Annotated in this window: 20 protein-coding genes, 1 tRNA gene and 1 pseudogene; 7 read left to right on the top strand and 15 right to left on the bottom strand. The window is 66.5% G+C overall.

Annotation, left to right across the window (positions count from 1 at the left end; translation table 11 throughout):
* Nucleotides 1-22 precede the first annotated feature (22 nt).
* Both JW897_RS02505 and JW897_RS02500 read right to left on the bottom strand, forming a co-directional pair.
* Nucleotides 23-1,228: an MBOAT family O-acyltransferase gene (locus JW897_RS02505; RefSeq protein ID WP_231589261.1), complete on the bottom strand. Its 1,206-nt coding sequence runs from the start codon at nucleotides 1,226-1,228 to the stop codon at nucleotides 23-25.
* A 304-nt stretch (nucleotides 1,229-1,532) separates the two neighbouring features.
* Nucleotides 1,533-2,354, bottom strand: a complete 822-nt coding sequence (locus JW897_RS02500; RefSeq protein WP_205465079.1) for a symmetrical bis(5'-nucleosyl)-tetraphosphatase — start codon at nucleotides 2,352-2,354, stop codon at nucleotides 1,533-1,535.
* 130 nt (nucleotides 2,355-2,484) lie between these two features.
* On the opposite strand from JW897_RS02500, the gene JW897_RS02495 reads away from it, so the two are divergent.
* Entirely contained in the window at nucleotides 2,485-4,500 is a 2,016-nt protein-coding gene (locus tag JW897_RS02495) for a UvrD-helicase domain-containing protein (protein WP_205465078.1), read from the top strand.
* Between the two features lie 518 nt (nucleotides 4,501-5,018).
* Here the strand turns inward: JW897_RS02495 and JW897_RS02490 are convergent.
* Nucleotides 5,019-5,744 (bottom strand): c-type cytochrome, encoded by a 726-nt coding sequence (locus JW897_RS02490; protein WP_240352042.1) that lies wholly within the window; start codon nucleotides 5,742-5,744, stop codon nucleotides 5,019-5,021.
* Between the two features lie 155 nt (nucleotides 5,745-5,899).
* On the opposite strand from JW897_RS02490, the gene JW897_RS02485 reads away from it, so the two are divergent.
* Nucleotides 5,900-5,976 (top strand) — tRNA-Arg (locus tag JW897_RS02485).
* Between the two features lie 150 nt (nucleotides 5,977-6,126).
* Here the strand turns inward: JW897_RS02485 and JW897_RS02480 are convergent.
* The 8 genes from JW897_RS02480 to JW897_RS02445 form a co-directional block, all read right to left on the bottom strand.
* Nucleotides 6,127-7,989 (bottom strand): ABC transporter ATP-binding protein, encoded by a 1,863-nt coding sequence (locus JW897_RS02480; protein WP_240352041.1) that lies wholly within the window; start codon nucleotides 7,987-7,989, stop codon nucleotides 6,127-6,129.
* 192 nt (nucleotides 7,990-8,181) lie between these two features.
* A complete protein-coding gene (locus JW897_RS02475) occupies nucleotides 8,182-8,454 on the bottom strand; it encodes a hypothetical protein (protein WP_205465076.1) in 273 nt (90 codons plus the stop codon).
* A gap of 313 nt (nucleotides 8,455-8,767) precedes the next feature.
* Nucleotides 8,768-9,652: an NUDIX hydrolase gene (locus tag JW897_RS02470; protein WP_048414129.1), complete on the bottom strand. Its 885-nt coding sequence runs from the start codon at nucleotides 9,650-9,652 to the stop codon at nucleotides 8,768-8,770.
* A gap of 176 nt (nucleotides 9,653-9,828) precedes the next feature.
* Nucleotides 9,829-11,526, bottom strand: coding sequence for an exodeoxyribonuclease V subunit alpha (gene recD, locus JW897_RS02465; RefSeq protein WP_205465075.1), 1,698 nt, complete (start codon nucleotides 11,524-11,526; stop codon nucleotides 9,829-9,831).
* Nucleotides 11,527-11,590: 64 nt separating this feature from the next.
* Entirely contained in the window at nucleotides 11,591-12,286 is a 696-nt protein-coding gene (locus JW897_RS02460; RefSeq protein ID WP_205465074.1) for a substrate-binding periplasmic protein, read from the bottom strand.
* A 13-nt stretch (nucleotides 12,287-12,299) separates the two neighbouring features.
* Nucleotides 12,300-13,784, bottom strand: coding sequence for a polyphosphate:AMP phosphotransferase (gene pap / locus JW897_RS02455; RefSeq protein WP_205465073.1), 1,485 nt, complete (start codon nucleotides 13,782-13,784; stop codon nucleotides 12,300-12,302).
* A gap of 255 nt (nucleotides 13,785-14,039) precedes the next feature.
* Nucleotides 14,040-17,633 carry an exodeoxyribonuclease V subunit beta gene (gene recB / locus JW897_RS02450; RefSeq protein WP_205465072.1) on the bottom strand — a complete coding sequence of 1,198 codons (3,594 nt, stop codon included), beginning with the start codon at nucleotides 17,631-17,633 and terminating at the stop codon, nucleotides 14,040-14,042.
* A 70-nt stretch (nucleotides 17,634-17,703) separates the two neighbouring features.
* A complete protein-coding gene (locus JW897_RS02445) occupies nucleotides 17,704-18,591 on the bottom strand; it encodes an SDR family NAD(P)-dependent oxidoreductase (RefSeq protein ID WP_240352040.1) in 888 nt (295 codons plus the stop codon).
* Here JW897_RS02445 and JW897_RS02440 point away from each other — a divergent pair.
* Nucleotides 18,557-19,252 (top strand): S4 domain-containing protein, encoded by a 696-nt coding sequence (locus JW897_RS02440; protein WP_205465070.1) that lies wholly within the window; start codon nucleotides 18,557-18,559, stop codon nucleotides 19,250-19,252. The genes JW897_RS02445 and JW897_RS02440 overlap by 35 nt on opposite strands.
* On the opposite strand, the gene JW897_RS02435 is transcribed toward JW897_RS02440, so the two are convergent.
* A complete protein-coding gene (locus JW897_RS02435) occupies nucleotides 19,225-20,391 on the bottom strand; it encodes a glycerate kinase (RefSeq protein ID WP_205465069.1) in 1,167 nt (388 codons plus the stop codon). The genes JW897_RS02440 and JW897_RS02435 overlap by 28 nt on opposite strands.
* A 37-nt stretch (nucleotides 20,392-20,428) precedes the next feature.
* Nucleotides 20,429-21,754, bottom strand: coding sequence for an MFS transporter (locus JW897_RS02430; RefSeq protein ID WP_048414121.1), 1,326 nt, complete (start codon nucleotides 21,752-21,754; stop codon nucleotides 20,429-20,431).
* A 179-nt stretch (nucleotides 21,755-21,933) separates the two neighbouring features.
* Between JW897_RS02430 and JW897_RS02425 the strand changes: the two genes are divergently transcribed.
* Nucleotides 21,934-23,070 carry a sugar diacid recognition domain-containing protein gene (locus tag JW897_RS02425; RefSeq protein WP_205465068.1) on the top strand — a complete coding sequence of 379 codons (1,137 nt, stop codon included), beginning with the start codon at nucleotides 21,934-21,936 and terminating at the stop codon, nucleotides 23,068-23,070.
* A 3-nt stretch (nucleotides 23,071-23,073) separates the two neighbouring features.
* Here the strand turns inward: JW897_RS02425 and JW897_RS02420 are convergent, their stop codons facing one another.
* Nucleotides 23,074-23,301, bottom strand: coding sequence for a hypothetical protein (locus JW897_RS02420; RefSeq protein ID WP_205465067.1), 228 nt, complete (start codon nucleotides 23,299-23,301; stop codon nucleotides 23,074-23,076).
* On the bottom strand, nucleotides 23,301-23,444 hold the full coding sequence (locus JW897_RS02415; RefSeq protein ID WP_205465066.1) for a hypothetical protein: 144 nt from the start codon (nucleotides 23,442-23,444) through the stop codon (nucleotides 23,301-23,303). The genes JW897_RS02420 and JW897_RS02415 overlap by 1 nt, the downstream gene beginning before the upstream one ends.
* A gap of 73 nt (nucleotides 23,445-23,517) precedes the next feature.
* Between JW897_RS02415 and JW897_RS02410 the strand changes: the two are divergent.
* From JW897_RS02410 to JW897_RS02400, 3 genes and pseudogenes are all read left to right on the top strand, one after another.
* A pseudogene (locus JW897_RS02410) lies at nucleotides 23,518-23,748 on the top strand (DUF485 domain-containing protein); the annotation flags it as partial.
* Entirely contained in the window at nucleotides 23,745-25,256 is a 1,512-nt protein-coding gene (locus JW897_RS02405; protein WP_205465065.1) for a sodium:solute symporter family transporter, read from the top strand. The pseudogene JW897_RS02410 and the gene JW897_RS02405, both read left to right, overlap by 4 nt.
* Nucleotides 25,253-25,876 (top strand): glutathione S-transferase family protein, encoded by a 624-nt coding sequence (locus JW897_RS02400; RefSeq protein ID WP_205465064.1) that lies wholly within the window; start codon nucleotides 25,253-25,255, stop codon nucleotides 25,874-25,876. The genes JW897_RS02405 and JW897_RS02400 overlap by 4 nt, the downstream gene beginning before the upstream one ends.
* The last annotated feature ends 6 nt before the right edge of the window (nucleotides 25,877-25,882 follow it).

The following is a 25,882-nucleotide window of genomic DNA, read 5'->3' as shown; positions in this document are numbered from 1 at the left end:
GATGAAACGCGCAGCGGCGCGACTAAAACTGGTAATAAATAAAACCCGGAATGCCCGGCGGCGACACCACGATGATCAGCAAGGCGCAGCCCGCCAGCAAGCTGGGCTTGCCCCACCACGGCAGGCGGCCCAGCTGGGCGATGCCGCGTTCACATGCCGCGCCCAGATAGGGCAGCGCGGCGAACGCCGCGGCGCTCAGCGCCAGAAAGCCAGGCGCGTTCAGCGTCAGCTCCTGGCCGGTGCCGGCCATGGCTTCCAAAAAGCTCCAGGCGTCCTCCAGCGAAGCCGCGCGGAAAAACACCCAGGCCAGGCAGACGTAATGAAAGGTCAGCAGGCGCGCCAGCCAGGCCAGCCGCCGCGACAAGGCCTCCTTGCCCAGCAGCTTGTCGCCCAGGTTCAAGCCCACCACGCCCAGGCCGTGCATGCCGCCCCACGCCAGGTATTTCAGGCTGGCGCCGTGCCACAGGCCGGACAAGAGCATCGCCAGCAGCAAATTGAGCTGGGCGCGGGCAAAGCCCAGCCGGTTGCCGCCCAGCGGTATATAAATGTAATCGCGAATCCAGCTGGACAACGACATATGCCAGCGCCGCCAGAAATCGCGCAGATTGTGGGCCAGATACGGCGCGTCGAAGTTGCGCGGCAGCTGAATGCCCAACAGCAAGGCCAAGGCGGTGACCAGATCGGTGTAGCCGGAGAAATCCAGATAGATCTGGAAGGCGTAGGCGTAGAAAGCCGCCCAGACCTCCAGCGCGTGATAGGTTTCCGGCGCGCTGAACACCGGGTCCACCCAGGCGCTGGCCAGCCAGCCGGCCAGCCACAGCTTCTTGGCCAGGGCCAGCACGATCAGGCCCAGCGCACGGTCCAGTTGCAGGATGTGACGGCGCGCGCCGCTGCGCAGCTGCTCCAGCAGGCCGGTGGCGCGGCAGATCGGCCCGGCCAGCAAGGTGGGGAAGAAGGCCAGAAACAGCCCCAGCTCCCTGGCTCGGGCGAAACGCAATTCGCCGCGGTACAAAGACACCAGATAACTGACCGATTGAAAGGTATAAAAGGAGATGCCCACCGGCATCAGGAAATCCACCGCCGGCAATATCGCGGCAATGCCCAACGCGTGCAGGCCCGCTTGCGCGCTTTCGCGGAAGAAATCAAAGTATTTGAATACCGCCAGATTGCCCACCGCCATCAATAAGCCCGCGCGCAACCAGCGCTTGGGACGGACGGAATCGAGCATCCGCGACGATATCAGGGTCAATAACAGGGTATAAACGGCCAGAATCAGCGCAAAACGCCAATCAAGCTTGGCATAAAAGGCGTAACTGCCCAATAACAGCAAACCATTCTGCCAATCCGTGCGCTTGCGGCACAGCCAATACAGGGCGAAAAAGGCCAGGAATGCCAGTGCGAACTCAATCGAAAGGTAACTCATACAAATAAAAAAACGGCTCTGGCAAGAGCCGCGATTATGACAGCCCTAGGGCCCGGCTGACTATGGCTTGCCGATATTTTATTTACGGCGGCAACGCCGCCGATACTCTTTAAGCGGTGATTTCGCGATAAGCCGAACACGGCAAGGAGAATAAGGCCTGGTCGCCCAAACGCATCGCGGTCAGGCTGCCTCCCCACAAGCAGCCGGAGTCGATCGCCGCCACGTCATCGGTGATATGCACGCCCAGCGCCGACCAGTGGCCGCAGATAATCGGCATCTCGCCCTGCCAGCGCCCCGGCGCCTCGAACCAGGGTGTCAGGCCGGCCGGCGCGTTTTCCAGCTCGCCCTTGTAATTCAGGTCGATTTCGCCGTCGCGGTTCAAGAAGCGCATCCGGGTCATCGCGTTGACGATCACGCGCAGCCGGTCCGAGCCGCGCAGCTCCTCGTTCCAGCGCGTCGGCCGGTTGCCGTACAGGCGCGACAGGAATTCGCGATGCCTGGGGCCGGACAGCCCGGCCTCCACCTCTTCCGCCAGATCCAGCGCGCGGTCTATGCTCCACTCCGGCAGCAGGCCGGCGTGCACCATCGCGTAGCCGTGGCCGGCTATCATCATAGGCTGGCAGCGCAGCCAGTCCAGCAGCACCTTGCCGTCGGCGGCGTTGAGGATGTCCAGCACCGTGTCGCTGCGATGCAGTTTGCCGAAGCCCTCGGCCACCGCCAGCAAATGCAGGTCGTGGTTGCCCAGCACGATCTCGACCTGATCCTGATGCTGGAACACCCAGCGCAGCACTTCCAGCGACTGCGGGCCGCGGTTGACCAGGTCGCCGGTCAGCCACAAGGTGTCCTTGCCCGGATTGAAATCGATTTGCCGCAACAATTGCTGAAACGGCTGGAAGCAGCCCTGGATGTCGCCGATAGCGTAGATGGCCATATGCACCTCATGAGTGGCGGATCGATCTTGAGACGTCATCCGCGGATAGCGCCATGATACCGCATGCTACAATGCACTGGCTGAGTTACCGATTTACTGCGCCCCGCCGGGCCCCTTCCCCGATACCGCCATGTCCGCTCCCTTGCTCAATCCGCCGCAACGCGCGGCGATCCAGTATCTTGACGGCCCCTTGCTGGTGCTTGCCGGCGCCGGCTCCGGCAAAACCCGGGTCATCACCTTCAAGATTTCGCACCTGATCCGCGAAGGCGGCATCAATGCGCGCAATATCGCCGCCATCACCTTCACCAACAAGGCCGCGCGCGAGATGCTGGAACGGGTGGGCAAGCTGATGACGCCGGCGGAAATCCGCGGCATCACGGTCTCCACCTTCCACTCGCTGGGCATGCAGATGCTGCGCCAGGAAGCGCCGCATCTGGGCTATAAGCCGCAATTCTCCATCCTCGACGCCTTCGACGCCGGCAAGATCATTTCCGACATTCTGAAGACCACCTCCAAGGACGAGGTGCGCAAGGTGCAGAGCCAGATTTCGCTGTGGAAGAACGACCTGAAAACGCCGGACCAGATGCTGCTGGAGGCCCAGGACCAGTGGGAAAGCGTCTGCGCCACCACGTACTCGGCCTACCAGGACACCCTGAGCGCCTACCAGGCGATGGACTTCGACGACCTGATCCGCCTGCCGGTGCAACTGTTCCAGCGCAATGAGGAGGTGCTGCAGAAGTGGCAGCACAAGCTGCGCTACCTGCTGATAGACGAATACCAGGACACCAATACCTGCCAGTACCAACTGGTCAAGCTGCTGACCGGCCTGCGCGGCATGTTCACCGCGGTGGGCGACGACGACCAGTCCATCTACGCCTGGCGCGGCGCCAATATGGAAAACCTGCGGCTGCTGCAAAGCGACTTCCCCAAACTCAAGATCATCAAGCTGGAGCAGAACTACCGCTCCACCGCCCGCATCCTGCGCGCCGCCAACTCGGTGATCTCCAATAACCCCAAGCTGTTCGAGAAACAGCTGTGGAGCGAACTGGGCCTGGGCGAACCCATCCACGTGATCCAGTGCAAGGACGAGGAGCACGAGGCCGAGACCGTGGTGCAAAGGCTGCTGGCGCACAAATTCGAATACCGCACCGAGTTCAAGGACTACGCCATCCTCTATCGCGGCAACTACCAGGCGCGCATCTTCGAGCAAGCCCTGCGCAACCAGCGCATCCCTTACCAAATGGCCGGCGGCCAGAGCTTTTTCGACAAGCCGGAAATCAAGGACATGCTGGCCTATATGCGCTTGATCGCCAATCCCGACGACGATCCGGCCTTCATCCGCGCGCTGACCACGCCCAAGCGCGGCGTCGGCGCCGCCACGCTGGAGCGCCTGGGCGCCTGGGCCGGCGAACGCGGCAAGAGCCTGTTCGCCAGCGCCCATGAGGAAGGCTTCCGGCTGCAGGTGCAAAAAGCCCAGCTTGAACCGCTGGAACAGTTCTGCGACTTCATCGCCAACCTGCAATACCGCGCCACCCGCGAGGACGGCGGCCCGCTGGCGATGGAGATGATGCAGGCGATAGGCTACGAAGCCTGGCTTTACGATAGCGAGGACAGCCCGCGCATCGCCGAAACCAAGTGGAAGAACATCCTGGAAATGGTGGCCTGGCTCAGCCGCAAAGGCGAAGACAGCGGCAAGAACCTGGTGGAGCTGACCCAGACCATCGCGCTGATCACCATGCTGGAAGGCCGCGAGGAAGGCGAGGTGGACGCGGTGAAGATGTCCACGCTGCACGCGTCCAAGGGTCTGGAGTATCCCTACGTGTTCCTGGTCGGCACCGAGGAAGGCATCCTGCCGCACAGCGAATCGGTGGACAACGGCATGGTGGAGGAAGAGCGCCGGCTGATGTACGTCGGCATCACCCGCGCCCAGCGCACGTTGACGCTGACCTATTGCGTCAAGCGCAAGCGCGCCGGCGAATGGCAGTTCGTCGAGCCTTCGCGCTTCATCAGCGAAATCAACGGCGACGATCTGCGTCATTTCGGCAAGCCCGGCGCCGAGCCCATCGTCAGCAAGACCGAAGGCAAATCGCGGCTGGCCAGCCTCAGCGCGATGCTGGCCAATAAGGAAAAGCCGGCCGAATCCTGAGAAGCGGTTCACGATGCGCTATGCGTCAGCGGCGCCGCATTGAAAACCGCGAAGCATGCTCGGCGCCACTCGCGCATTCCGCTTTCTCAGCGGCATTCGCCTTAGCGCATTCTAGCGCGCCACATCATGGGCGACATCCGAGAAACGCTCGCTCCGCGCGAACTTAGGAGCGCGCGGCCGGTCCATCTAGTCGGTCCCGCAACGCAAAAGAAAATGGCGCCAGCGGCGCCATATGAAGAATGAGGAACATCTCTGGGTGAAGCGAAAGTGGAAAGCCACTGAATCCCCACACCAAGCCGCGAAGCGCCTGACGCTTCACGACCTAAACAGATGAACCCATCATGCACCATGCGCACCCCGAGGGCACCTGTCCCTTGTTACAGCGGGGTTTTGTTGACATAGCACATTGCCATTTCATCCGAGCAAAATCTCCCAAAAAACATAGAAAACCCGGCTTTTTGGCGATAAAAAACGCCTTGCAGCATTGCAAGGCGTTTTTTGCTGCGGCGATCAGCCGCTTACTTGGAATTATTCACCATGTACTCAACAGCCGAGCGGAATTCGGCGTCGCTGCCGGTATAGCCGCCCTTGGCCGGCATCGCGTTCAAGCCCTTGATGCCGATCTTGACCACTTCGTCCAGGCCCGGCTTCAGGCGCTCGGCCCAAGCCGCCTTGTCGCCGAACTTCGGCGCGCCGGCGATGCCTGCCGCGTGGCAAGCCATGCACACACTGTCGTAGATTTTCTTTCCCACCACGGCCGGATCTGCCGCCGCGGCCGCGCCGCCTGCGCCGCCCACCGGCGGCTCAGTGAACTTTCCGCCCGCGGAGTTGCCCATATAGGCCACCGCGCGTTTCACTTCGTCATCGCTCAGGTCGGTGGCGCCGCCCTTGGCCGGCATCGCGTTGAAACCCTGCAGCGCGTGCTGGGTCAGCGTGTCCCAGCCCTTGGCGATGCGCGAACCCCATGTGGCGGTGTCGCCGAACTTGGGCGCGCCGGCCAGGCCGGTGCCGTGACAGGAAATACAGATGCCTTTATAAACCTGTTCGCCAGTGCGCATGCCCGGAGGCGCGTCGCTGGCCTTGGCTTCGCCGACCGGTTTCAGGCGAGACGCGATGGCCTCCTTGGTCATTACTTCGGCATCCACGTTGTAACCGCTGGTGGCCAGCTTGGCCAGAAGCCAAATCGCCACCACAAGAAAGACAACGACGCCAACCAGCACTTTGATGACCTGGCTGGGAGCCATTACGTTCTCATTACTCATTACGAGCCTCGCCTGGAATTAATGACATTTAAAATAGGATAATTATACGGTAAGCCTGAAGGCAAGGCAAAACCATACACTGGACTCGGGTAAGGAAGTTGCGCTATGATGCGGACCTGCCTCAAAGCAAGCACAGCGCACCCGTAGCTCAGTTGGATAGAGTGTCAGTTTCCGAAGCTGAAGGTCACAGGTTCGATCCCTGTCGGGTGCGCCACAACTCCTCGATATTTTCCGTTTTCCCGCTTTTTCCCCTCTATTTTCAGCGCCGCGCGCCAAAACCGCGTTTTCCTCGCATTGCGTCCGCGCCGCCGCAATGAAAAAAGCGGGCCGCTCACGCGTCCCGCTTCGTTCAATCCGCTCGGCCTCAGGCCAGCGTGGCCACCGGCTCGGCGGCGTCGTCGTCTTCTTCGCCGAGGAAGCCGCCGCTCTGATGCGCCCACAGCCGCGAGTACAGGCCGCCCTTGGCCAGCAGGCTGCGGTGGTCGCCCTCTTCCACGATGCGCCCCTTGTCCAACACGATCAGCCGGTCCATTGCCGCGATGGTGGACAGGCGGTGGGCGATGGCCACCACGGTCTTGCCTTCCATCAGCCGGTACAGGCTGCGCTGGATCGCCGCTTCCACTTCCGAATCCAGCGCGCTGGTGGCTTCGTCCAGCAGCAGAATGGGCGCGTCCTTCAACATCACCCTGGCGATGGCGATGCGCTGGCGCTGGCCGCCGGACAATTTGACGCCGCGTTCGCCGACATGGGCTTCATAGCTGACGCGGCCCTTGGGATCGGTCAGGGTCAGGATGAAGTCGTGCGCCTCGGCGCGGCGCGCGGCGGCCTCCATCTCGGCGTCGTCGGCGTCCGGCCTGCCGTAGAGCAGGTTGTCGCGCACCGAGCGGTGCAGCAAGGAAGTATCCTGCGTCACCATGCCCACCTGGGCGCGCAGGCTGTCCTGCGTCACCCGCGCGATATCCTGGCCGTCGATCAGAATTCGGCCGCCGTCCAGATCATAGAAACGCAGCAGCAAGTTGACGATGGTGGATTTGCCGGCGCCGGAGCGGCCGACCAGGCCGATCTTCTCGCCCGGACGTATCGTCAGCGACAGCTGCTCGATCACGCTCTTGCTGCCACCGTAGCTGAAGTCCACCTGATCGAAGTGGATCTCGCCCTGCTTGACCACCAGCGGCTTGGCGTCGGCGCTGTCGTTGACCAGCACCGGCCGCGACAGGGTGGCGATGCCATCTTGCACCGTGCCCACTTGCTCGAACAGCGAGGCCATCTCCCACATGATCCAGTGCGAAATGCCGTTCAGGCGCAGCGCCATCGCCGTGGCCGCCGCCACCGCGCCGACGCCGACTTCGCCCATGCTCCACAGCCACAAGGTGGCGCCGGCGGTGCTGGCGATCAGCAACATGCTCAGGCTGTGGTTGATGATTTCGAAACCGCTGATCAAACGCATCTGGCGATAGGCGGTGGCCAGGAACTCCTGCATCGCGCCGCGGGCGAAGCCGGCCTCGCGCTGCGCATGCGAGAACAGTTTCACCGTGGCGATATTGGTGTAGGCGTCGGTGATGCGGCCGGTCATCAGGCTGCGCGCGTCGGCCTGGGCGGTGGCGGCCTGGCCCAGCCGCGGCACGAAGAAGTACAGCGTGGCCACGTACAAGGCCAGCCAGGCCAGGAAGGGCCACAGCAGGCGGCTGTCGAAACTGCCGACCACGGCGATCATGGTGACGAAGTAAATCACCACGAACACCAGGATGTCGGCGACGATCATCACCGTTTCGCGCACCGCGATCGCGGTCTGCATCACCTTGGCGGACACCCGGCCGGCGAATTCGTCCTGATAGAAATTCATGCTTTGCCGCAGCAGGTGGCGGTGGAAGTTCCAACGCAGCAGCATAGGGAAGTTGGCGGACAGGCCCTGGTATTTGATCAGCGCCTGCAAGGCGATCAGCAAGGGGCTGGCCAGCAGAATGCCCGCCAGCAGCAATAGATTATGGCGTTGCGCGTTCCACAACAGCGCGGGCTTGACCGCGCTCAGCCAGTCCACGACGGAGCCGAGCATGGAGAACAGCAAGGCCTCGAAAGCGCCGATGCCGGCGGTCAGCAGAATGACGGCCGCAATCAGGCCGCGCAGGCCGCGGGTACAGAACCACAAAAATGGGAAAAAGCCCTTGGGAGGTTGGGCCGGGGACGTGTCGGGATACGGATTGATCCGCTTTTCGAACCAGTTGAACAAAGATCGCTCCAGTGCAGAGGCCGCCGCTTGGACCGCGCCTGCTTTGGGTTTAATAGGAAGTAGGACAATAGCCAAGCGCGGAAAATCGCGCAATGGAAAATTAGCGCCGGCCATGCCTGCATTTGTCATATTCAGCCAATAAACACGAACAGGGTTTATTTGTCGGCAACTACATTGGCTAAAACGCGACAGTCAGCACAACTCCTCGAGCTTTTCCGTCTTGCGGCTGCGCAGGTCCACCACGCGGTGAATCTCGATCCGCAGCTGGCCGCGGTAAACGTTCCACATCACCAGCGCGGCCCGCCGCGCCTGTTCCTGGCTGGGATGCAGCGGCCCGCTGTCGTCGACGCCGAACTGCTCCGAGATCAGTTTCAAACGATACATCCCCCTTGCGCCCCCCAAGACCGCGGCGACGGCGTTCAGCGCCGCCGACGCGCCGTCGACAAAAAGTGAGAAACTCGCCATGCCGCTGTTTCGTTAATCCTGCCAATAAAATTTCATTGGCATAATTTTGCGCGAAGCAAGCCCCCATCCGCAGACGGCGGCGCTCAATGGCGCGGTGTTTGGCGTGGGGAAACAGCGCGGGCTTTGGGCCCTTGGCATTTATTGACGGCTTTTGCCGCTCTTAAGGAATGATTCTACCCATTACCTGCGGTATCAGGCAAAGATTCCTGAATTAATTCACGCAGTTGTAACATAAACCAATGGGAAAGCCGTGCAAACGCGCGCCGGGCCAGGCGGAACCGCCGCGGAGGCGGCCCGGCGCTTGCGGAACCGGCTAGTGGGCCAGCGCGTGCACGTCGTGCCGCTGCGGGTGACGGATGCGCGCCAGCGCGGCGTCTATCGTCGGCGTGCGCTCTCCCCAATAACCGTGGCGGGCCAGACAGTCGGTGGCCACCAGCGCCGCGTCTATCATGAAGCGTTCTTCCAGCAGCAAGCGCTCGACTTCGGCGAACGGCGTCAGGATGTGCTCGGCCACCTCGCCGTCCTGGTTACAGGGCGTTTCGCCCGGCTCCAGCCACAGGTCGAAAGCGTAAATCCATTCGCGGTGCAGGCCGCGCTGCACCGGGCGCTCGGCCAACAGCAAGCTGGATTGTGGCAAGTCCCGCACCTGCTCGCGACGCACGCCGGCCTCTTCCCAACCCTCGCGCTCCAGCGCCAGTTCAATGGTTTCGCCGGCGGCCACGCCGCCGCCGACCAGATTGTCCATGCGATTGGGGTCCACCGCCTTGTGCGGGCTGCGGCGTCCCACCCACATCCGCACTTCGCCGGACGGCAGCCGGGTCAGGCCGTTCAGATGCACCGCGCGGCTGGTCAGGCCCAGCGGGCGGAAGGCGGCGCGCTCCAGTTCGAAATACGGGGAGCCGTCGTGACGGAAGGCGGTAAAGTTCTCATTGCGCCAGCCATTCAGCCAGCCGGCCTGCTGCCAGCGTCGCGCCGCCTGCGCCAGCGCGTGGCTGATGCTGCGGTAGCTGCCGTCCAGCCGGCAGTGCAGCTTCTGGTATTGTTCCTCGAACAGCTGAGATTCGCTGCTCAGCAAGCGTTCCCTCCACGCCGCGTTGACCCAGCCCAGTCGCTCTTTGCCGATGTACAAAGGCGTGAACTGCTGACGATCAAAACGGGTGATCTTGTCGAGATAGGCCAGAACCGCATCCACTTGCATTGCCGACTCCGCTGCGATGTGTTTCGGGAAGGCTGCATCTTAGGATGCTTCTTCGGCTTTGACTATATCTGGCGTAACAGCCGGCAAATAAACAGATTATTTTGCGGTGGGATGTTGCGGAATTGTCGCGGCGGCCGGCGTACAAACCGCCGCTCCCGGCAAATTTAACGCCATTGTCATCTAAGTTTGTCGGCCAAACCGGAGTAGCGCTGCGGCGCCGCCGCGGCCGCCTGCTCCCACACCGGCTGCGCGCCGGAGACGAGGAAGCGCTCTCGCGCCCGGGTGATCGCGGTATACACCAGCGCCCGGTTCAGCAAGGGTCCCGCCGCTTCCGGCAGCTGCAAACAGACTTCGCCGAACTCGGAACCCTGGCTCTTGTGCACCGTCATCGCGTACACGGTGTCGTGCTGCGGCAGACGGCCGGGGGCGAACTCGCGCCAGCCGCCGTCGTCGCCGGGAAAAGCCACGCGCAAACCGGCCTCGCGCTGCACCGTAAAACCGATGTCGCCGTTGAACAGGCCCAGGCCGTAATCGTTCTCGCTGATCATCACCGGCCGCCCCGGATACCAGTCGCGGCCGGCCGGCTTGTCGCCGTCGGCTTCCAGCTGCCGCTCCACACGCTGATTGAAAGCCTCCACCTGCCGCCGCTCCGCCGCCAGCAGCATGAAGCCGGCGAAAGCCCGCTGCCGCTCGGCCAGCGTCGCGCCGGCGCGCACGGCCCGCCAATAAGGCCGCCAGCGCGCCAGCACCTCGGCCGCGTCCAGCGCCGGCACCGCCTCCACGTCGCGCCAAGCCGGGTCTTGCAACACCGCCCAGCTGCCGGCGCCGTCGCCGCCGTTCACCCGCCGCGCCAGTTCGCCGATGCCGGAGTCGGCGCCGAAACGATGGCTGTGGGTGAGCAGCGCCACGCAGTCGGTAAGCTTGCCGCCCGCGCCCGGCGTCGGCGGCAGGGTGTCGCCGCAATTTGCCCGCAGCCAGTCCAGGGTGTCCGGGCGGTAATGGATGTCGGCGCACAGATCGCCCAGCACCGCGCCGGCGTCCACCGAGGCCAGCTGGTCGCGGTCGCCCAGCAGAATCAGCCGCGCCTGGGACGGCAGCGCCTCCACCATGCGCGCCATCAGCGACAGATCTATCATCGACGCCTCGTCCACCACCAGCACGTCCAGCGGCAAGGGGTTGCCGGCGTGGTGGCGCGGCGCCGCCGCGCCCGGGCGCAGGCCCAGCAGCCGGTGCAAGGTCTGCGCCTGCTGCGGCAATTGCCGCAGCGTGCCCTCGGCCAGGTCCAGCCCCGCGCGCGCGCCGCGCACCGACTCCGACAGCCGCGCGGCGGCCTTGCCGGTGGGCGCCGCCATCGCCATCACCAGCGGCCGCGGCGACAGGCCGGCGAGCAAGGCCAGCAGCTTGAGCACGGTGGTGGTCTTGCCGGTGCCCGGACCGCCGGAAATAATCATCAGCCGCTGACGCGCCGCCAGCGCCGCCGCCAACTTCTGCCGGTCCGGCCCGGCCGCGGACGCCGATCCGAACAAGGCCTCCAGCAGCGGGCGCAGCCGCGCGCCGTCCGGCGCCGGCCCCGGCTCGGCCAAGGCGGCCAGACGCTCGGCCAGCCGCGCTTCGTCGAACCAGTGGCGGGCGAAATACAGCCGCCCCGCCGCGTCCAGGATCAAGGGCGCGTAGTCGCCGGGCCGGCCGACCAGCGCGCTGGCCTGCAAGGCCTTGCGCTCCGGGCGCTGCGCCAGCGGCAGGCAGACGTGGCCGGCCTGGTTGGCGCTGGCCAGTTCGTGGATCAGCGCCAGCGCGGCCTCGTCCACGCCGGGATCGAGACGGGCGAACAAGCGCGCCAGTTCGGCGGGCAATAGGGCTTGCTGGACAGACATGGGCTGGAATCCGGATGCTTTGCGCTCCGCGATGCGGAGCCGGGATGGGGAAGCTCGAAGCGCTTCAGCGCAATTTGCCGCTATCTTGCAGCTGCTGAATCGCCTTGTCCAATTGCGGCAACAGCTGCCGGTATTGCGGATGCAGCCGCAACATCACCGGCACGCCGCCCACCGCGTCGCCCGCCGCGCAGGGCTGCGCCTCCGGCGCGCGGCTCAGCAGCGAGTCCAGTTGGCGCTGGCTCAAGACGATGGCCTGCATGCTGCCCTGGCGCAGGCCGCTGAGCAGATCGCTCTCGCTGGCGGCCTCCACCCGCTTGAACTGGCCGCTGGCGAAACCGGGCTCCAGCACGGGATAGCCGCGTCCCTGCAACACCCCCAGGCTCAGGCCGCTCAAGCTGGCCGGCGCCGCGCCCTTGCGCCGCTTGCCCGGCGCGAAGCACAGCCTCAGCGTCTGCACGTCGATGGGCCGGGTGTAGAAGCCGGCCACCGGCGACAGCGCGCGCCAGGACGGATTGACGCCCACCTCCACGTCCACCTTGCCCACTTCGAACAATTGCTGCAGCCGCGACGACGGGTAGTACTCCAGCTCGAAGCGGACGCCGCTGTGCCGGCCGATCAGTTCCAGCGCGGCGCGGTACTGAGTGGCCAGCGCGCCGTCCTGGGCGCTGTACAGCAGGCCGAAGCTGTCGTTGGCCACGCCGGCGCGCAGGACGGGCGCCGCCGCGGACGCGGCCTGCGCCGCCAGCAGCAGGGCGATCATCCAAGCGCCGCGCTCAAGCAAGCCGGGCTTCCAGCGCATCGCAAATGGTTTTGAGAATTTTGATGCGGGCATAGTATTTGTTGTTGGCCTCCACCAGCGTCCACGGCACCTTGCTGGTGCTGGTGCGGTCCACCATATCGCTGACGGCCAGCTTGTAGGCGTCCCATTTGTCGCGATTGCGCCAGTCTTCCTCGGTGATCTTGAAGCGCTTGAAGCCGCTTTCCTCGCGTCCTTTGAAACGCTCCATCTGCTCTTCCTTGCTGATGGCCAGCCAGAACTTGACGATGACGGCGCCGTTTTCGCTGAGCTGATGCTCGAAGTCGTTGATTTCGTAATAGGCGCGCATCCAGTCCGCCTCCTTGGCGAAGCCTTCCACCCGCTCCACCAGCACCCGGCCGTACCAGGTGCGGTCGAAAATGGTGATGCCGCCCTTGCCCGGCACGTGGCGCCAGAAGCGCCACAACCAGGGCTTGGCCTTTTCTTCCTGGGTGGGCGCGGCGATGGGCACCACCCGGTAGCGGCGCGCGTCCAGCGCCTGGGTGATGCGGCGTATGCTGCCGCCCTTGCCGGCGGCGTCGTTGCCTTCGAAGGCCAGCACCAGCGAGTGCTGGGCGAAGCGCGGATGCCGGGTCAGCCGGTGCAGCCGGCCCTGCAACTGCTCCAGCTCCGCCTTGTACTCGGCCTTGTCCATGGATTGATCCAGTTGCAGGGTGTCCAGCAGCAACTTGTTGTCTATCGGCGCCAGCAGCGGCGGCGCGTCTATCAGCTCGGCCTGCGAGCCCTGCGCCTGCGCCAGCCGGTTGCGGATGGCGTTGAGCAGGGTGTTGCCCACGGTCAGGCTGCGGTAATTGGCGTCCTCGCCGTCCACCACCACCCAGGGCGCGGCGGCGGTATTGGTCAGCCGCAGAATGTGCTCGGCGGACTTGCGTATCTTGTCGTAGCGCTCGTAATGCTCCCAATCGGTCTTGGTCACGCGCCAGCTGCTGGCCGGGTCCTTTTCCATCTGCTTGAGCCGCTTGTGCTGCTGCTCGCGGGTCAGGTGGAACCAGAATTTCAGCACCAGCGCGCCGTCCATGGTCAGCATGCGTTCAAAGCGCAGGATGTCGAAAATCTGCTTGTCCAGCGCGTCGCGGTCGCTGCGGGCGAACACCCGGTCGAACAAGGCGTCGGAATAATAGGAGCCGAAGAACATGCCGATGCGACCCTTGGCCGGCAGCTGCATCCAGTAGCGCCACATCCACGGCCGGGCGCGGGCGTCGTCGTTGGCTTCGGCGAAGGCGACGGTGTCGATCAGCCGCGGGTCCAGCCATTCGTTGATCAGATTCATGGTTTCGCCGCGGCCGGCGCCGTCGAAGCCGTGGATCAGGATCAACACCGGAAAGTCGGCCTTCTCCTTCAAATCGTATTGCAGGTCCAGCAAGGCCTCGCGCAATTTGGGCATGGCTTCGCGGAAAGTCTTCTTATCGATGCTGTGGCCGATTTCGGCGGATTCGAACATGATGCGTCCTTGGTTTGAACCTGTTCTAAAGTCTCGCGAGCAAGAGCGAGACCAGGCGAAAACAGCTGAGAAAACGGAATGCACATGAGCATTTCGAATGCTGTACTCACTGTGTCACGCGCTCACGAAGCGCAGCAGACTTTGAACAGGTTCTTATTATCGGCCCGCGCCCGGCGCAACTCTCCCCTTCCGGCCGCGTTCCACTTCAGATAGTTCAGCTTAGTTCCATGACCGCGGCTTGCGCACTCCGCATTCCTACGCATGCCCGGCGAACCATTGGTCCAGCGCCGCCAGCAAGGCCGGCGCGGGTTGATCGCTCCAGATTCCGCAGGCGTCGACGCCGACGCCGCGCAGATACAGATAGCGCACGCCGCCGAAGCGGGCGGCGAAGTCCACGCCGCGCGCGCTGAAATAGCGCCGCAGCGCCACGCAGTAGATCAGGTATTGCAGGTAATAATGTTCTTGGGCGATGGACTCCGCCAGCCGCTCGGCGCGGTAGTCTTCATGCCGCCCTCCCAGGTGGTTGGACTTGTAGTCCACCAGATAGACGCGCCCGTCCGCCTCGAACACCAGGTCCATGAAGCCCTTGAGAAAGCCGCGCACGGTGGAGAAGTCCAGCTGCGATGCCGCCGCGCGCAAGGGCGCGGCCAGGCCGTGTTCCGGCGCGGACAGGATGGCGGCCAGCTTGGCCACCTCCAGCCTGGGCGCCGGCAGCATGAATTCCATTTCCACCAACCGCTTGCCGTCCGGCACCTCGGCCAGCCTTACCCCCGGGTCCAGCTCCGCGTTCAGCGTCGCCGCCACCATCTCGCAAGCCGCGTCGGTCCACTCCGGCGCGAAGCCGTGCCTGGCCAGGGCCCGCTCCACCGCCTGGCGCAAGCCGGCGGCGTCGACGCCGAAACTGATGGTTTCGAAAATCTCGTGCAGGCAGGTGCCGGCCTTGGCCCCGCGCGGAAAGCCGAAACGATCCAGCGCCGGCGGTGCTTGCGGTTCGGCCGGCGCCGCCGGCTGCCCCGCGTCGTGGTCCGGACTTTCCTGCCATTTGCCGGCCGCCTGCGCATGGGTCAGCGAGGTGAAGCTGGCCACTCGCCACGGCGCGGCCAGCCGGCGCGCGAACGCCTGGGCCAGATAATCCCTCCCGGCTTCGCGGCGCGCGGCCAGGGACGGCCCGGCCGCGCCCTCCTCCAGCACCGCGCAAGCGCCTTCCGCGGCGGCGTTGGCCGCGGCCGCGAAAACGTCCAGTTCGCGCCTGAGCACCGCGGCGTTCAGTTCCAGCGCCTCCAGTTCCGGCAGCGCGCGCGCGTCGCGGCCGTGCAGCAGCCAGCTCAGCGCCGCCGTCTCCATGCCGCGCACCCAACCCCAGCACAGGTATTGGCGATATTGCGCCCGGGTCAGCGCCACGTAGAGCAGGCGCAGCTTCTCCGCCAACAGCTCGCTGCGCGCCGCCAGCTTCACCTCGGCGTCGGCGGCGGCGTCCGGCGCCAGCCAGGATTGCTCCTCGGCGTGGTAGCGCCAGAACGCGGCGTCGCGCCGCTCCAGCGCGCCGCCCCACAGAAAGGGGCAGAAGGCCACCGGGTATTGCAGGCCCTTGGCGGTGTGGATGGTGACGATCTTGACCAGGGCCGCGTCGCTCTCCAGCCTCAGCACCGCCTCTTCGCCGCCCGGCGGCTGCGCCACCCGCGTCTCCAGCCAGCCCAGCAGCGGCGCCATGCCCTGGCGCTGATCGCTTTCTTGCTGCAGCAGCTCGGCCAGATGCGACAGATTGGTCAGCCGCCGCTCGCCGTCCGGCAGCGGCAGCAGGCGTTCCGCCACCCGTTCCCGCGCGAAGAAATGCCGCCAGGCCGCCATGAAGCCGCGCTCGCGCCATAGCAGGTGGTCGGCGGCGTTGGCTTGCAGCTGCGCCTCCCAGCGCGTCTCGTCCTCCACCCTGGCCAGCAATTCGCCGGCGTCGACGCCGGCCAGTTCCGTCACCAGCGCCGCGCGCAGGCGCGCCTCGCTGGCCGGCTCCGCCCAGGCGCGCAACAACGCCAGCATCTCGCCGGCCTCGCGGCTGGCGAACACGCTCTCCTGGGTCAGCGCCACGCTGGCCACGCCGCGTTCGGCCAAGGCCTGGCGCACCCGGTCGCCCTGGCGGTGGGTGGACACCAGCACCGCGATGTCGCCGCCGGCCAACGGCCGGCGCGCGTCGCCGGCGACGATGGCGGCGCGGCCGTCGGCCGCCAGCGCCAGCAAGCGCGCGATCTCGTCGGCGCAGGCGTCGGCGGCCAGCGCGGTGGCGGTTTCGCCGCTGGCGGCCTTGTCCGCCGTCTCCGGCCGCAGCCACTGGAAGCAGAACGGCGGCCTGTCGTCGTCGACCTCCAGCCGGCCGCCGGAGGCCGGCTGCGCCGCCACTGGCTGATAGGCGATGCCCTCGATCAGAAACGGCAGTTCGCGCGCGAACAGCGCGTTGACGGTGCTCACCAACGGGGCCTCGGAGCGGCGGTTGGTGTCCAGCGTGTAATGATGTTGCGCGTCGCCGCGCGCCGCCAGGTAGGCGAAGATGTCGGCGCCGCGGAAGCTGTAGATCGCCTGCTTGGGATCGCCCACCAGGAAGACCGGCCGCTGCTGCGCGACGAAGCAATGGCGGAAGATCGAGTACTGGATGGGGTCGGTGTCCTGGAATTCGTCGATCAGCGCCACCTGGAAGCTGCGCGCCACATGGGCGGCCAGCAGCGGGCCGCTGATGGGATCGGCCAGCGCCGCGCCCAGATCGGTCAGCAGGTCGTCGAAGCTGCGGCTGCGCTCGCCGGCGCGGCGCGCGCTCAGTTGCTCATTGGTCCAGGCGATCAGCTCCAGCTTGAGTTGAGCCACCGACAGCGCCACCTCGTCCAGATAAGCGTCCCAGGCGCCCAGCCAGTCCTCCACCAACGCGAACAAGGGGTGTTCCGGCGCGGCGTGGCCTTTCTTCATACCCTTGGCCAGCGAGGCCGGCAGCAGCTTGTCCAATTGGCGACGGCCGTCCTTGTCCAGCACCGGCGTGGCGTCCGGCGCGGCCAGCAGGCCGTTCAAGGCGCCGATGGCGCGCTCGATGATGGCCTGGCTGTAGCTGCGCGCGTTGAAGCCCGCGGCGGCGCGCAGCAGATCGGCCGCCTCCGCCGCCAGTTCCGGCCGCGCCGCCAGCGCCCGCCAGCCTTGCTCCACCGCGAGCAAGGCGCGCTCCAGTCCGGCGACGTGCGGTGCGCGCATGCGCAGATAGGGCTTGGACAGATAGGGCCGGATGTCCGCCAGCCAACCGTCCGGCGTTTCGCCGTTGTCCACCAGCACTTGGGCGAGCAAGGGATCGTCCACCACCCGCCGTCGCCAAAAATCGTCGACGATTTCGGTCAAGCGCTCCTCGTCGTCGCTGACCAGCTCGGCTTCGAAAGTCTGGCTGCTTTCAAAGGCGGCGTCGGTCAGCACTCGCTGGCAGAAGCCGTGAATGGTGTAGATGGCGGCGGCGTCGAAACCGGTGATCGCGGCCTTGAGCCGCTGCAATGCCCGCTCCCGCTCCGCGCCCGGCGGAAAACGCTTCGCCAGCGCCGACAGGAAGGGATCGCCGCCGGCCTCTCCTTCCCCGGCCAGCGTTTGCGCCAGCTCGCTCAGCCGCCGGCGCAGGCGCTCGCGCAGCTCCGCGGTGGCCGCCTTGGTGTAGGTGACCACCAGCACTTGATCGACGGTGGGCGGCGACTGGCCGTCGCGCTCTTCCAGCAAAAGCCGGGCGAACAGGGCCGCGATGGTCCAGGTCTTGCCGGTGCCGGCCGAGGCCTCGATCAGGTTGATGCCGCTCAGCGGGCAGTTCAGCGCGTCCAGCGCTTGGGGAAGCAGGCTCATGATGGCGACACTTTAATGCGATTCGAGCTTTTAAACGACCCGTAAGCGGGATGAGACGCGCTCGCCGCGTTCAGAAGCGTTCGTCCAGAATAGCCGGCAGAACGATTTCCCGCGCGAAGGAGGCGTCGGACAAATTCAGCACGGCGCGCGTCAGGCTCACCACGTCATGCAAGGGGACCAGCTGGCCGGCGCCGCGCTCGGCGGCCTGCTCGCGGGGCACGGACAAATCGTCCTCGGTATTGAGATAGCCCAATTGCAGGCAGGTCACGGCCAGACGCTGCGCGCGGTATTCCTCGCGCAGCGCGTCGGCCATGCCGCTCAAGGCGAACTTGCTCGCGGCGAAAGCCACTTCGGGGCGGCCGCTGCGCGACAGGCCGGATGTCGATCCCGTCAGGAACAGCTGCGGTTTGGCCGCGCCCGACATGCGCGGCAGCACATGCTTGAGCAGCAGAATGGTCGAAGCGATATTGACCTGGACCACGTCCAGCAGCTCCTGATCCGAGCAGCGGGAGAACGCATAGGACGGCTCGAACGCCTCCCGCTCCCAGACGCCCACATTGCACATCACCACGTCCAGCCGTTCCGGCAGCGCGCTGACGACCTGTCGCACGGCCTGGGCCGGATCGGACAAATCGGCTTCGATCCAGTCCAAGGCCAGGCCGGCCGGCGGCCGCAAACCCTCGGGCCTGCGCCTGGACACGCCGATCACGCGGTCCCCCTCAGTCCCCAATCCCTCAACAAAAGCCTTGCCAAGGCCACGGCTCGCTCCAATGATCAAGATATTCACGGCGACTCCCGAATCCGTCTGCGCGGCGGTTCCGCTGCAGTTCCAGATGAGAAGGATACCCGATTCGCCAAATTTGTCGGCCACGCCGGCAAAGGGGATAATCGCCGCCCGAACCCCGCATTCAAGGCCCGACACAATGAGCGACTCCGCAATCCGACTTTCAAAACGCATGGTGGAGCTGGGTCTGTGCACGCGGCGCGAAGCCGACGCCTGCATCGAACAAGGCCTGGTGAAAGTGGACGGCCAGACCGTCACCGCGCTGGGCAGCCGGGTGGAGCCGCAACAGCGCGTCGAACTCACGGGCCGGCCCGAAGTCCAGCGCGACGCGGCGGTCACCCTGCTGCTGCACAAGCCCGCCGGCGCCGAGCCGCTGGCCGTGCTGGGGCCGGACAGCCAGTTGCCGGGCGACGTCAGCGGGCTGAGCTGGCTGCCGCGCCATCGCCAGCATCTGCAAGGTTTCGGCGCCGTCGCCGAGCGCGCTCACGGACTGGTGGCGCTGACCCAGGATCGCAAGCTGGCGCAGCGGCTGGCCGATTGCCAGCTGGAATTCCTGATCAACGTCGACGCCGCGCCCGCCGCCGCCGAGCTGCAACAGCGGCAGAACGCCCTGCGCCCCGGCGGCAAGCCGCCTCGCGAGCTCAAGGTCTCGCGCCAGAGCGACCGCCAGCTGCGCCTGGTGCTCGCGGCGCGCGACGCGCGCTGGCTGGACGACATCTGCGCCGGCCTGGGCGTCAGCCCGCTGGCGCTGCGCTGCATCCGCATCGGGCGGCTGGCCATCGGCCAGTTGGCCGCCGGGCAGTGGCGTTATGTGCCGGACTTCGAGCGTTTCTGAGCTGTCAGCTTCATGCCCAAGGCCAATGCCGCCGCCGCGTTGCGCGCGGCGCGGCTGACATTGTCCGCGGCCTCCGCCAAGGCCTGTTCCTGACTGCACGGCCGGCTGACCGCGGCGAACACCGCGTCCAGGCCGTGCGCGTGGGTCAGCTCGCTGCCCGCGCCCAAGCAACCGCCTATCGCCAGCACCGGCACGCCATGGCGCTGAGCGACGCGGGCGACGCCTATCGGCGTCTTGCCTTGCACGCTCTGGCTGTCGATGCGGCCTTCTCCGGTCACCGCCAGATCGGCGTCGGCCAGCGCCGCGTCCAGACCGACGGCCTCGGCGACGATGGCGCTGCCGGAGCGCAGCCGGCCGCCCAGGCAGGCCAGCAGCGCGGCGCCCATGCCGCCGGCCGCGCCGGCGCCGGCCGCGTCGGCCGCCGCCACGCCCGACTCCCCTTCCATCAAGACCGCGAAGCGCGCCAGCGCCGCGTCCAGCTCCGCCACCATCGCCGGCGTCGCGCCCTTCTGCGGCCCGAACACCGCCGACGCGCCGCGCGGCCCGGTCAGCGGATTGTCGACATCGCAGGCCACGTCGATGCGGCAGGCCGCCAAGCGCGGGTCCAGTCCGGACAGGTCTAGCCGCGCCAGCCGCGCCAAGGCCGCGCCGCCGGCCGGCAACTCCGCTCCGTCCGCATCCAGCAGCCTGACGCCCAGCGCCTGCAGCATGCCGGCGCCGCCGTCGTTGGTGGCGCTGCCGCCTATGCCCAGCACGAAGCGGCGCGCGCCGGCGTCCAGCGCGTCGCGAATCAGATCGCCGGTGCCGTGGCTGCCGGTCAGCAGGGGATTGCGCCGCGCCGGCGACAACAGCGCCAGACCGCTGGCGGCGGCCATTTCTATCACCGCCACGCCGTCCGCGGTCAAGCCGTAGCGGGCGGACAGCCTGTCGCCCAGCGGGCCTCGCACGGCAGCCTCGCGCCACTGGCCGCCCAGCGCGTCCAGCATGGCCTGCACCGTGCCCTCGCCGCCGTCCGCCATCGGCAGCTTGCAATAGCGGGCGGCGGGAAACACCTGGCGGAAGCCGTCCTCTATCGCCTGGGCCACCTGCAGCGCGCTCAGGCTTTCCTTGTAGGAGTCCGGGGCAATCACGATTTTCATGCGGTTTTCAATCACAAGAGATGACAAGAGCAAGATATTAGCGATTGACCAGCCGCGGCGGAATCCTCAGCACCAGCAAGGCGCCGGCCAGCATCACGCCGGACAAGATGTACAGCGCCGGATCGGTGCTGTGGGTCATATCCTTGATCCAGCCCACCAGGAAGGGGCTGACGAAGCCTGCCACCTGGCCTAGCGAGTTGATCAAGGCCAGCCCGCCGGCGGCGGCGGCGCTGCCTAGGAAGGCGGTGGGCAGCGGCCAGAACATCGACAGCCCGGCCAAAGCGCCCATGGTGGCCAGGGTCAGGCCCAGCATGGACAGCCAGACCGCGCCGCCGCTATTGGCCGCCAGCAGCAGGCCGGCCACGCCCATCAGCAGCGGCAGCACCACATGCCAGCGGCGTTCGCCGCGCCGGTCGCCGGAACGGCCGACCCAGACCATGAAGAAGCAGGCGGCCAGATAGGGCAAGGCGCTGAGCCAACCGATGACGCCGGCGCTCTGGAAGCCCAGGCCCTTGATGATGGACGGCAGCCAGAAGTTGATCGCGTACACCCCCATCTGGATGGCGAAATAGATCGCGCCCAGCATCCAGACATTGGCGTTGCGCAGCACGCTGGCGAAAGACTGCTCCATCGGACGCTGCGCCGCGCGCCGCGCCTCGTCGTCGATCAGCGCCTGTTGCATCGCCGCCTTCTCTTCCGCGCTCAGCCAGCGCGCCTGGGCGATGCCGTCGTTCAGATAGAAGTACACGCCCAGGCCCAGCAGCACCGTGGGCAGGCCTTGCAGCAGGAACAGCCATTGCCAGCCGGCCAGGCCGCCCTGCCCGGCGGCGAAATGCTGCAGCATCCAGCCGGACAGCGGGCCGCCCAGCACGCCGGACACCGGAATCGCCGACATGAACAGCGCCATCACCTGGCCGCGCTTGTCGGCCGGGAACCAGCGAGTGAAATACAGCACGATGCCGGGGAAGAAGCCGGCCTCGGCCACGCCGGTGAAAAAGCGCAGCAGATAGAAGGACTGCGGCGTGGACACGAACATCAGGCAGGCGGACAGCGTGCCCCACACCAGCATCAGCAAGGCGATCCAGCGCCGCGCGCCCACCTTGTGCAGCATCAGATTGCTGGGCACGCCGCACAGCACGTAGCCGATGAAGAAAATGCCGGCGCCCAGGCCGTAGACGGTTTCGCTCAGACCCAGCGCGTCCAGCATCTCCAGTTTGGCGAAGCCGACGTTGACGCGGTCCAGATAGTTGAACAGATAACAAACGAAAATGAAGGGAATCAGCCGCCACACGGCTTTCTTGTAAGCGCCGGCCAGAATGTCCTGCCGCGGCGCGCTCAGGGTGTCGCTAGGGTTCAAATCCATCTCCTCTGCGCGCGGGGGCCATTCCCTCCGGCGCCTCTCCTTGGTTCCGATGAATATTGTTTTTGTATTGCATCGCTCATTCTGGTCAGCGCCGCCGGAAAATACCTCGTGCAAACGTCTGGTTTATGACGGGGAAAAACCGGAATATATTATGCAAACGCATAAATTCCGGAAACGCCATGCCCATTCTGACCGCCGAACTCGCGCAGGACATCGTCAGCCGCACCATGCGCATCATCCCCTTCAACGTGAACGTGATGGACGCCCAGGGCGCGATTCTGGGCAGCGGCGACGCCGGCCGGCTGGGGCAATTGCACGACGGCGCGCTGCTGGCGCTGGCGCAGCGGCGCACGGTGGAGATCGACGAGGCCACCGCCGGCAAGCTGCACGGCTCGCGTCCCGGCATCAACCTGCCCTTGCATGTGGACGGCCGCATTGCGGGCGTGGTCGGCCTGACCGGCCAGCCGGATCAGGTGCGCCAGTTCGGCGAACTGGTGCGGCTGACCGCCGAGATGATTCTGGAGCAGGCGCAGTTGCAGCGGGCGCTGCAACACGACGCGCGCCAGCGCGAGGCTTTCGTGCTGGAATGGATACGCGAGGAATCCGGCGCGGCGCTGGACGCCTGGGCCCAACGGCTGGGACTGCGGCTGGAGCAACACCACGTGGCGCTGAGCCTGCAGCTGGATGAAGAGAGCTTGGCCGCCGACCAGGCCCAGGCGGCGCTGCACCAACTGCAAGCGGCGCTTGCCGTGCGCTGGCCGCAGCTGTTGAGCGCGGCCGCCGGTCCTTATGAACTGGTGCTGGTGGAGGCCTGCGACGACAATGACGAGACCGAACGTGAAGCACTGCTGCAGCGGCGGCTGCAAGCGCTGAACGCCTGGCTGGAACAGGCGGAAGCGCCGGATTACCACTTGGGCATGGGCATTGCGTTGCCCGGCCGCGACGGCGCGGCTCAATCCTGCCGCAGCGCGCGCGCCGCCGCCCGCATCGGCCGGCAACGGCAAGCGGAACGGCGCTCGCACAGCTATTACGATCTGGCGCTGCCGGTGTTGTTGTCCGACCTCGACCACGGCTGGCAGGCCCGGCAACTGCGACTGCCGCTGCGGCGGCTGGAGCAGACCGGCAAGAGCGGACTGCGCCGCACCGCCGAAACCTGGTTCGCCCACCAATTCCATCCCGGCGCCACCGCGCGGGCGCTGCACATCCACCGCAACACCCTGGATTACCGGCTGGACCGCATCGCCGAGATCACCGGTCTGGACCTGCAACGGCACGAGGACCGTTTCCGGCTTTATATCGCGCTGCTGCTGGCTTGAGGCTCAGTCGTCGCCGGCCTCTGGCTGCTTGCCTATCCGCTTCAGCCGCGTCGGTTTCGCGCCCTGCTGCGCCAGCGCCACCTCCAGCAGGGTTTCCAGGCGGATCACCCGCTCGGTCAGGCTTTCTATCTTGGCTTGCTGGCTTTTCATCGCCCCGGCCATCCGTTCCACCTTGTCGTTCATCTTGATCACGGTGGTCAAGGCGTCCCACATCTTGTCGGCCGCTCCCATCACGCCACCCGCCTGCCGTTGGCGCGCGCCTCCATGGCGGCGATGCAGCGGTTGGAGGCTTCGATGCAACTCAAGGCCTCGTCGATGGCGGCCCCGCCCTGGGCGGTGGTTTTCTCCATCGGATCCATCATGCCGGCCAGCATCGCGTCGTCGTCCTCGGGCCGGAAGGCGTCGGCGCGACCGGATGCGCTACACTAGCGCTTTTCTCCCGAATTCGCTGCCATGACGCGGACCACCTCACTCTCCCGCCGGCTGGCCTGGACCGCCGCCGCCGGCTGCCTGGGCTACTACCTGCTGCTGGCGCTGCGCCCGGCCTGGCTGGAAGCCAAGCTCGCCGGCTGGCCGGCGTCCGTCCTGCTGGCGCTGGCCATGTTCCTGCTGTTCTTCCTGCTGGCTGCCGGCTACGCGCTGGCCGCCGGCCGCGCCGACGACTCGGAGCCTTCATGAGCCACGCCTCCGCCTTTTTCCTATTGTTCGTGCTGCTGACCCTGGCCATCACCGCCGCCGCCGCGCGGCGCACCGCCTCGGCCGGCGATTTCTACACCGCCGGCGGCCGCATCCGCGGCTGGCAGAACGGCCTGGCGCTGGCCGGCGATTATCTGTCCGCGGCGGCCTTCCTCGGCGCCGCCGGCATGTATTTGTCCCAGGGCTACGATTCGCTGGCCTACGCAGTCGGCACCCTGGCCGGCTGGCCGCTATTGCTGCTGTTGCTGGCGGAGAAACTGCGCGGCAGCGGCTGCTACACCGCCGCCGCGGTGCTGGGCCGGCGCTTCGACCACGACGGGGTGCGGCTGGCCGCCAGCGTCAACTCGCTTACGGTGACGCTGTTCTACCTGATCGTGCAGATGGTGGGCGCCGGCAAGCTGATCGAGCTGCTGTTCGGCCTGCCCTATCTGGCCGCCGTGAGTCTCGTGGGGGCGCTGATGGTGCTCTACGTGGCGCTGGGCGGCATGCTGGCCACCACCTGGGTGCAGATGGTCAAGGCGGCGCTGATGTTCGGCTGCGCGCTGCTGCTGGCCGGCGGCGTGCTGGCGCGCTTCGACGGCGATCCGGCGCGGCTGTTCGCCGCCGTCGAGGCGCTGCGCGGGCCGCAGGCCTTTCTGCCCAGTCCGGCGCTGAGCGAGCCGCTGGAAGTGTTGTCGCTGGGCCTGGGCCTGTGCCTGGGTCTGCTGGGCCTGCCCCATGTGCTGATGCGCTTCTTCACCGTGCCGGACCGCCGCGCCGCGCGTCAGTCCGCCTGCTTCGCCACCGGCCTGATCGCGCTGTTCTTCGCCGTCAACATCGTCATCGGCTACGGCGCGCTGGCCTTGGTGACGGCGGAGCCCGGCTTCCACGACGCCGCCGGCAAGCTGCTGGGCGGCGGCAATATGGCCGCCATCCACCTGGCCACCCTGCTGGGCGGACCCGTCTGGCAGGGCCTGGTGGCGGCGGTGGCCTTCGCCACCATTCTGGCGGTGGTGGCCGGCCTGGCCATGGCCGGCGCCAGCGCCATCAGCCACGACCTCTACGCCGCCTGGTGGCGGCGCGGCCGCGCCGACGCCAACGCTGAACTGCGGGTGTCGCGATGGGCCACCGTCGGCCTGGGCCTGCTGGCGCTGCTGCTGTCCACGCTGTTCCAGCAACAGAACATCGCCTTCCTGATGGGCCTGGCCTTCGCCATCGCCGCCTCCGCCAACTTCCCGGTGCTGCTGCTGGCCCTGCACTGGCCCGGCCTCAGCGCGCGCGGCGCGCTGTGGGGCAGCCTGGGCGGGCTGGCCGCGGCGGCGGCGCTGATCGTGGCCGGTCCGGCGGTCTGGGTGGGCGCGCTGGGCCACGCCAAGCCGCTGTTCCCTTACGCCAACCCGGCCTTGTTCTCGGTGCCGCTGGCCTTTGCGCTGGCTTGGCTGGGTTCGCGCCGCGGCGCAACGGCGGTATCATCGGCTAGCGAAACTTCGAATCGATCCCAACGCTCATGACCACACTGACTCTTTACGGCAACCGCCTGTCCGGCCACAGCTACAAGGTGCGCCTGGCGCTGATGCTGGCCGATGTTTCCCATGATTACGTCCACGTGGACCTGGCCGTGCCGCGCGAGCAGCGCCCGGAAGATTTCCGCGCCGCCAGCCGCTTCGGCGAAGTGCCGGTGCTGGTGGCCGACGGCACCGCGCTGTGCCAGTCCAACGCCATCCTGCAATGGCTGGCCAATAATTTCGGCCAGCTCAGCGGCGAGCACGGCAGCCGCGAAACCGTGCGCGAATGGCTGAGCTGGGAAGCCAACCGCGTCGGCCTGTCGGTGCCCAATCTGCGCTGGTCGCGGCTGAACCGCCTGCCGCAGCCGGAAGTGGAGGCCTGGCTGGAACAGCGCGCGCGCGCCGATCTGGACACGCTGAACGCCGCCCTGGCCGAACAGCCCTTCCTCGCCGGCCAGCGGCTGAGCATCGCCGACCTGTCCGCCAGCGCCTACCTGTGGTGGCTGGCCGACGCCGGCCTCGACGTCGCCGGCTGGCCGCAGGTCCAGGCCTGGCTGGAACGCATCGCCCAGCAGCCGGGCTGGCAGCACCCCGACGTGCTGATGGCGCCCGAGATTCCCGACTGAGCCCCC

This window comes from Chromobacterium alkanivorans (genome assembly GCF_016937655.1).
GTDB lineage: Bacteria > Pseudomonadota > Gammaproteobacteria > Burkholderiales > Chromobacteriaceae > Chromobacterium > Chromobacterium alkanivorans.
The sequence above is the reverse complement of the archived record's forward strand: the minus strand, read 5'-3'. Positions and strand labels throughout refer to the sequence as shown.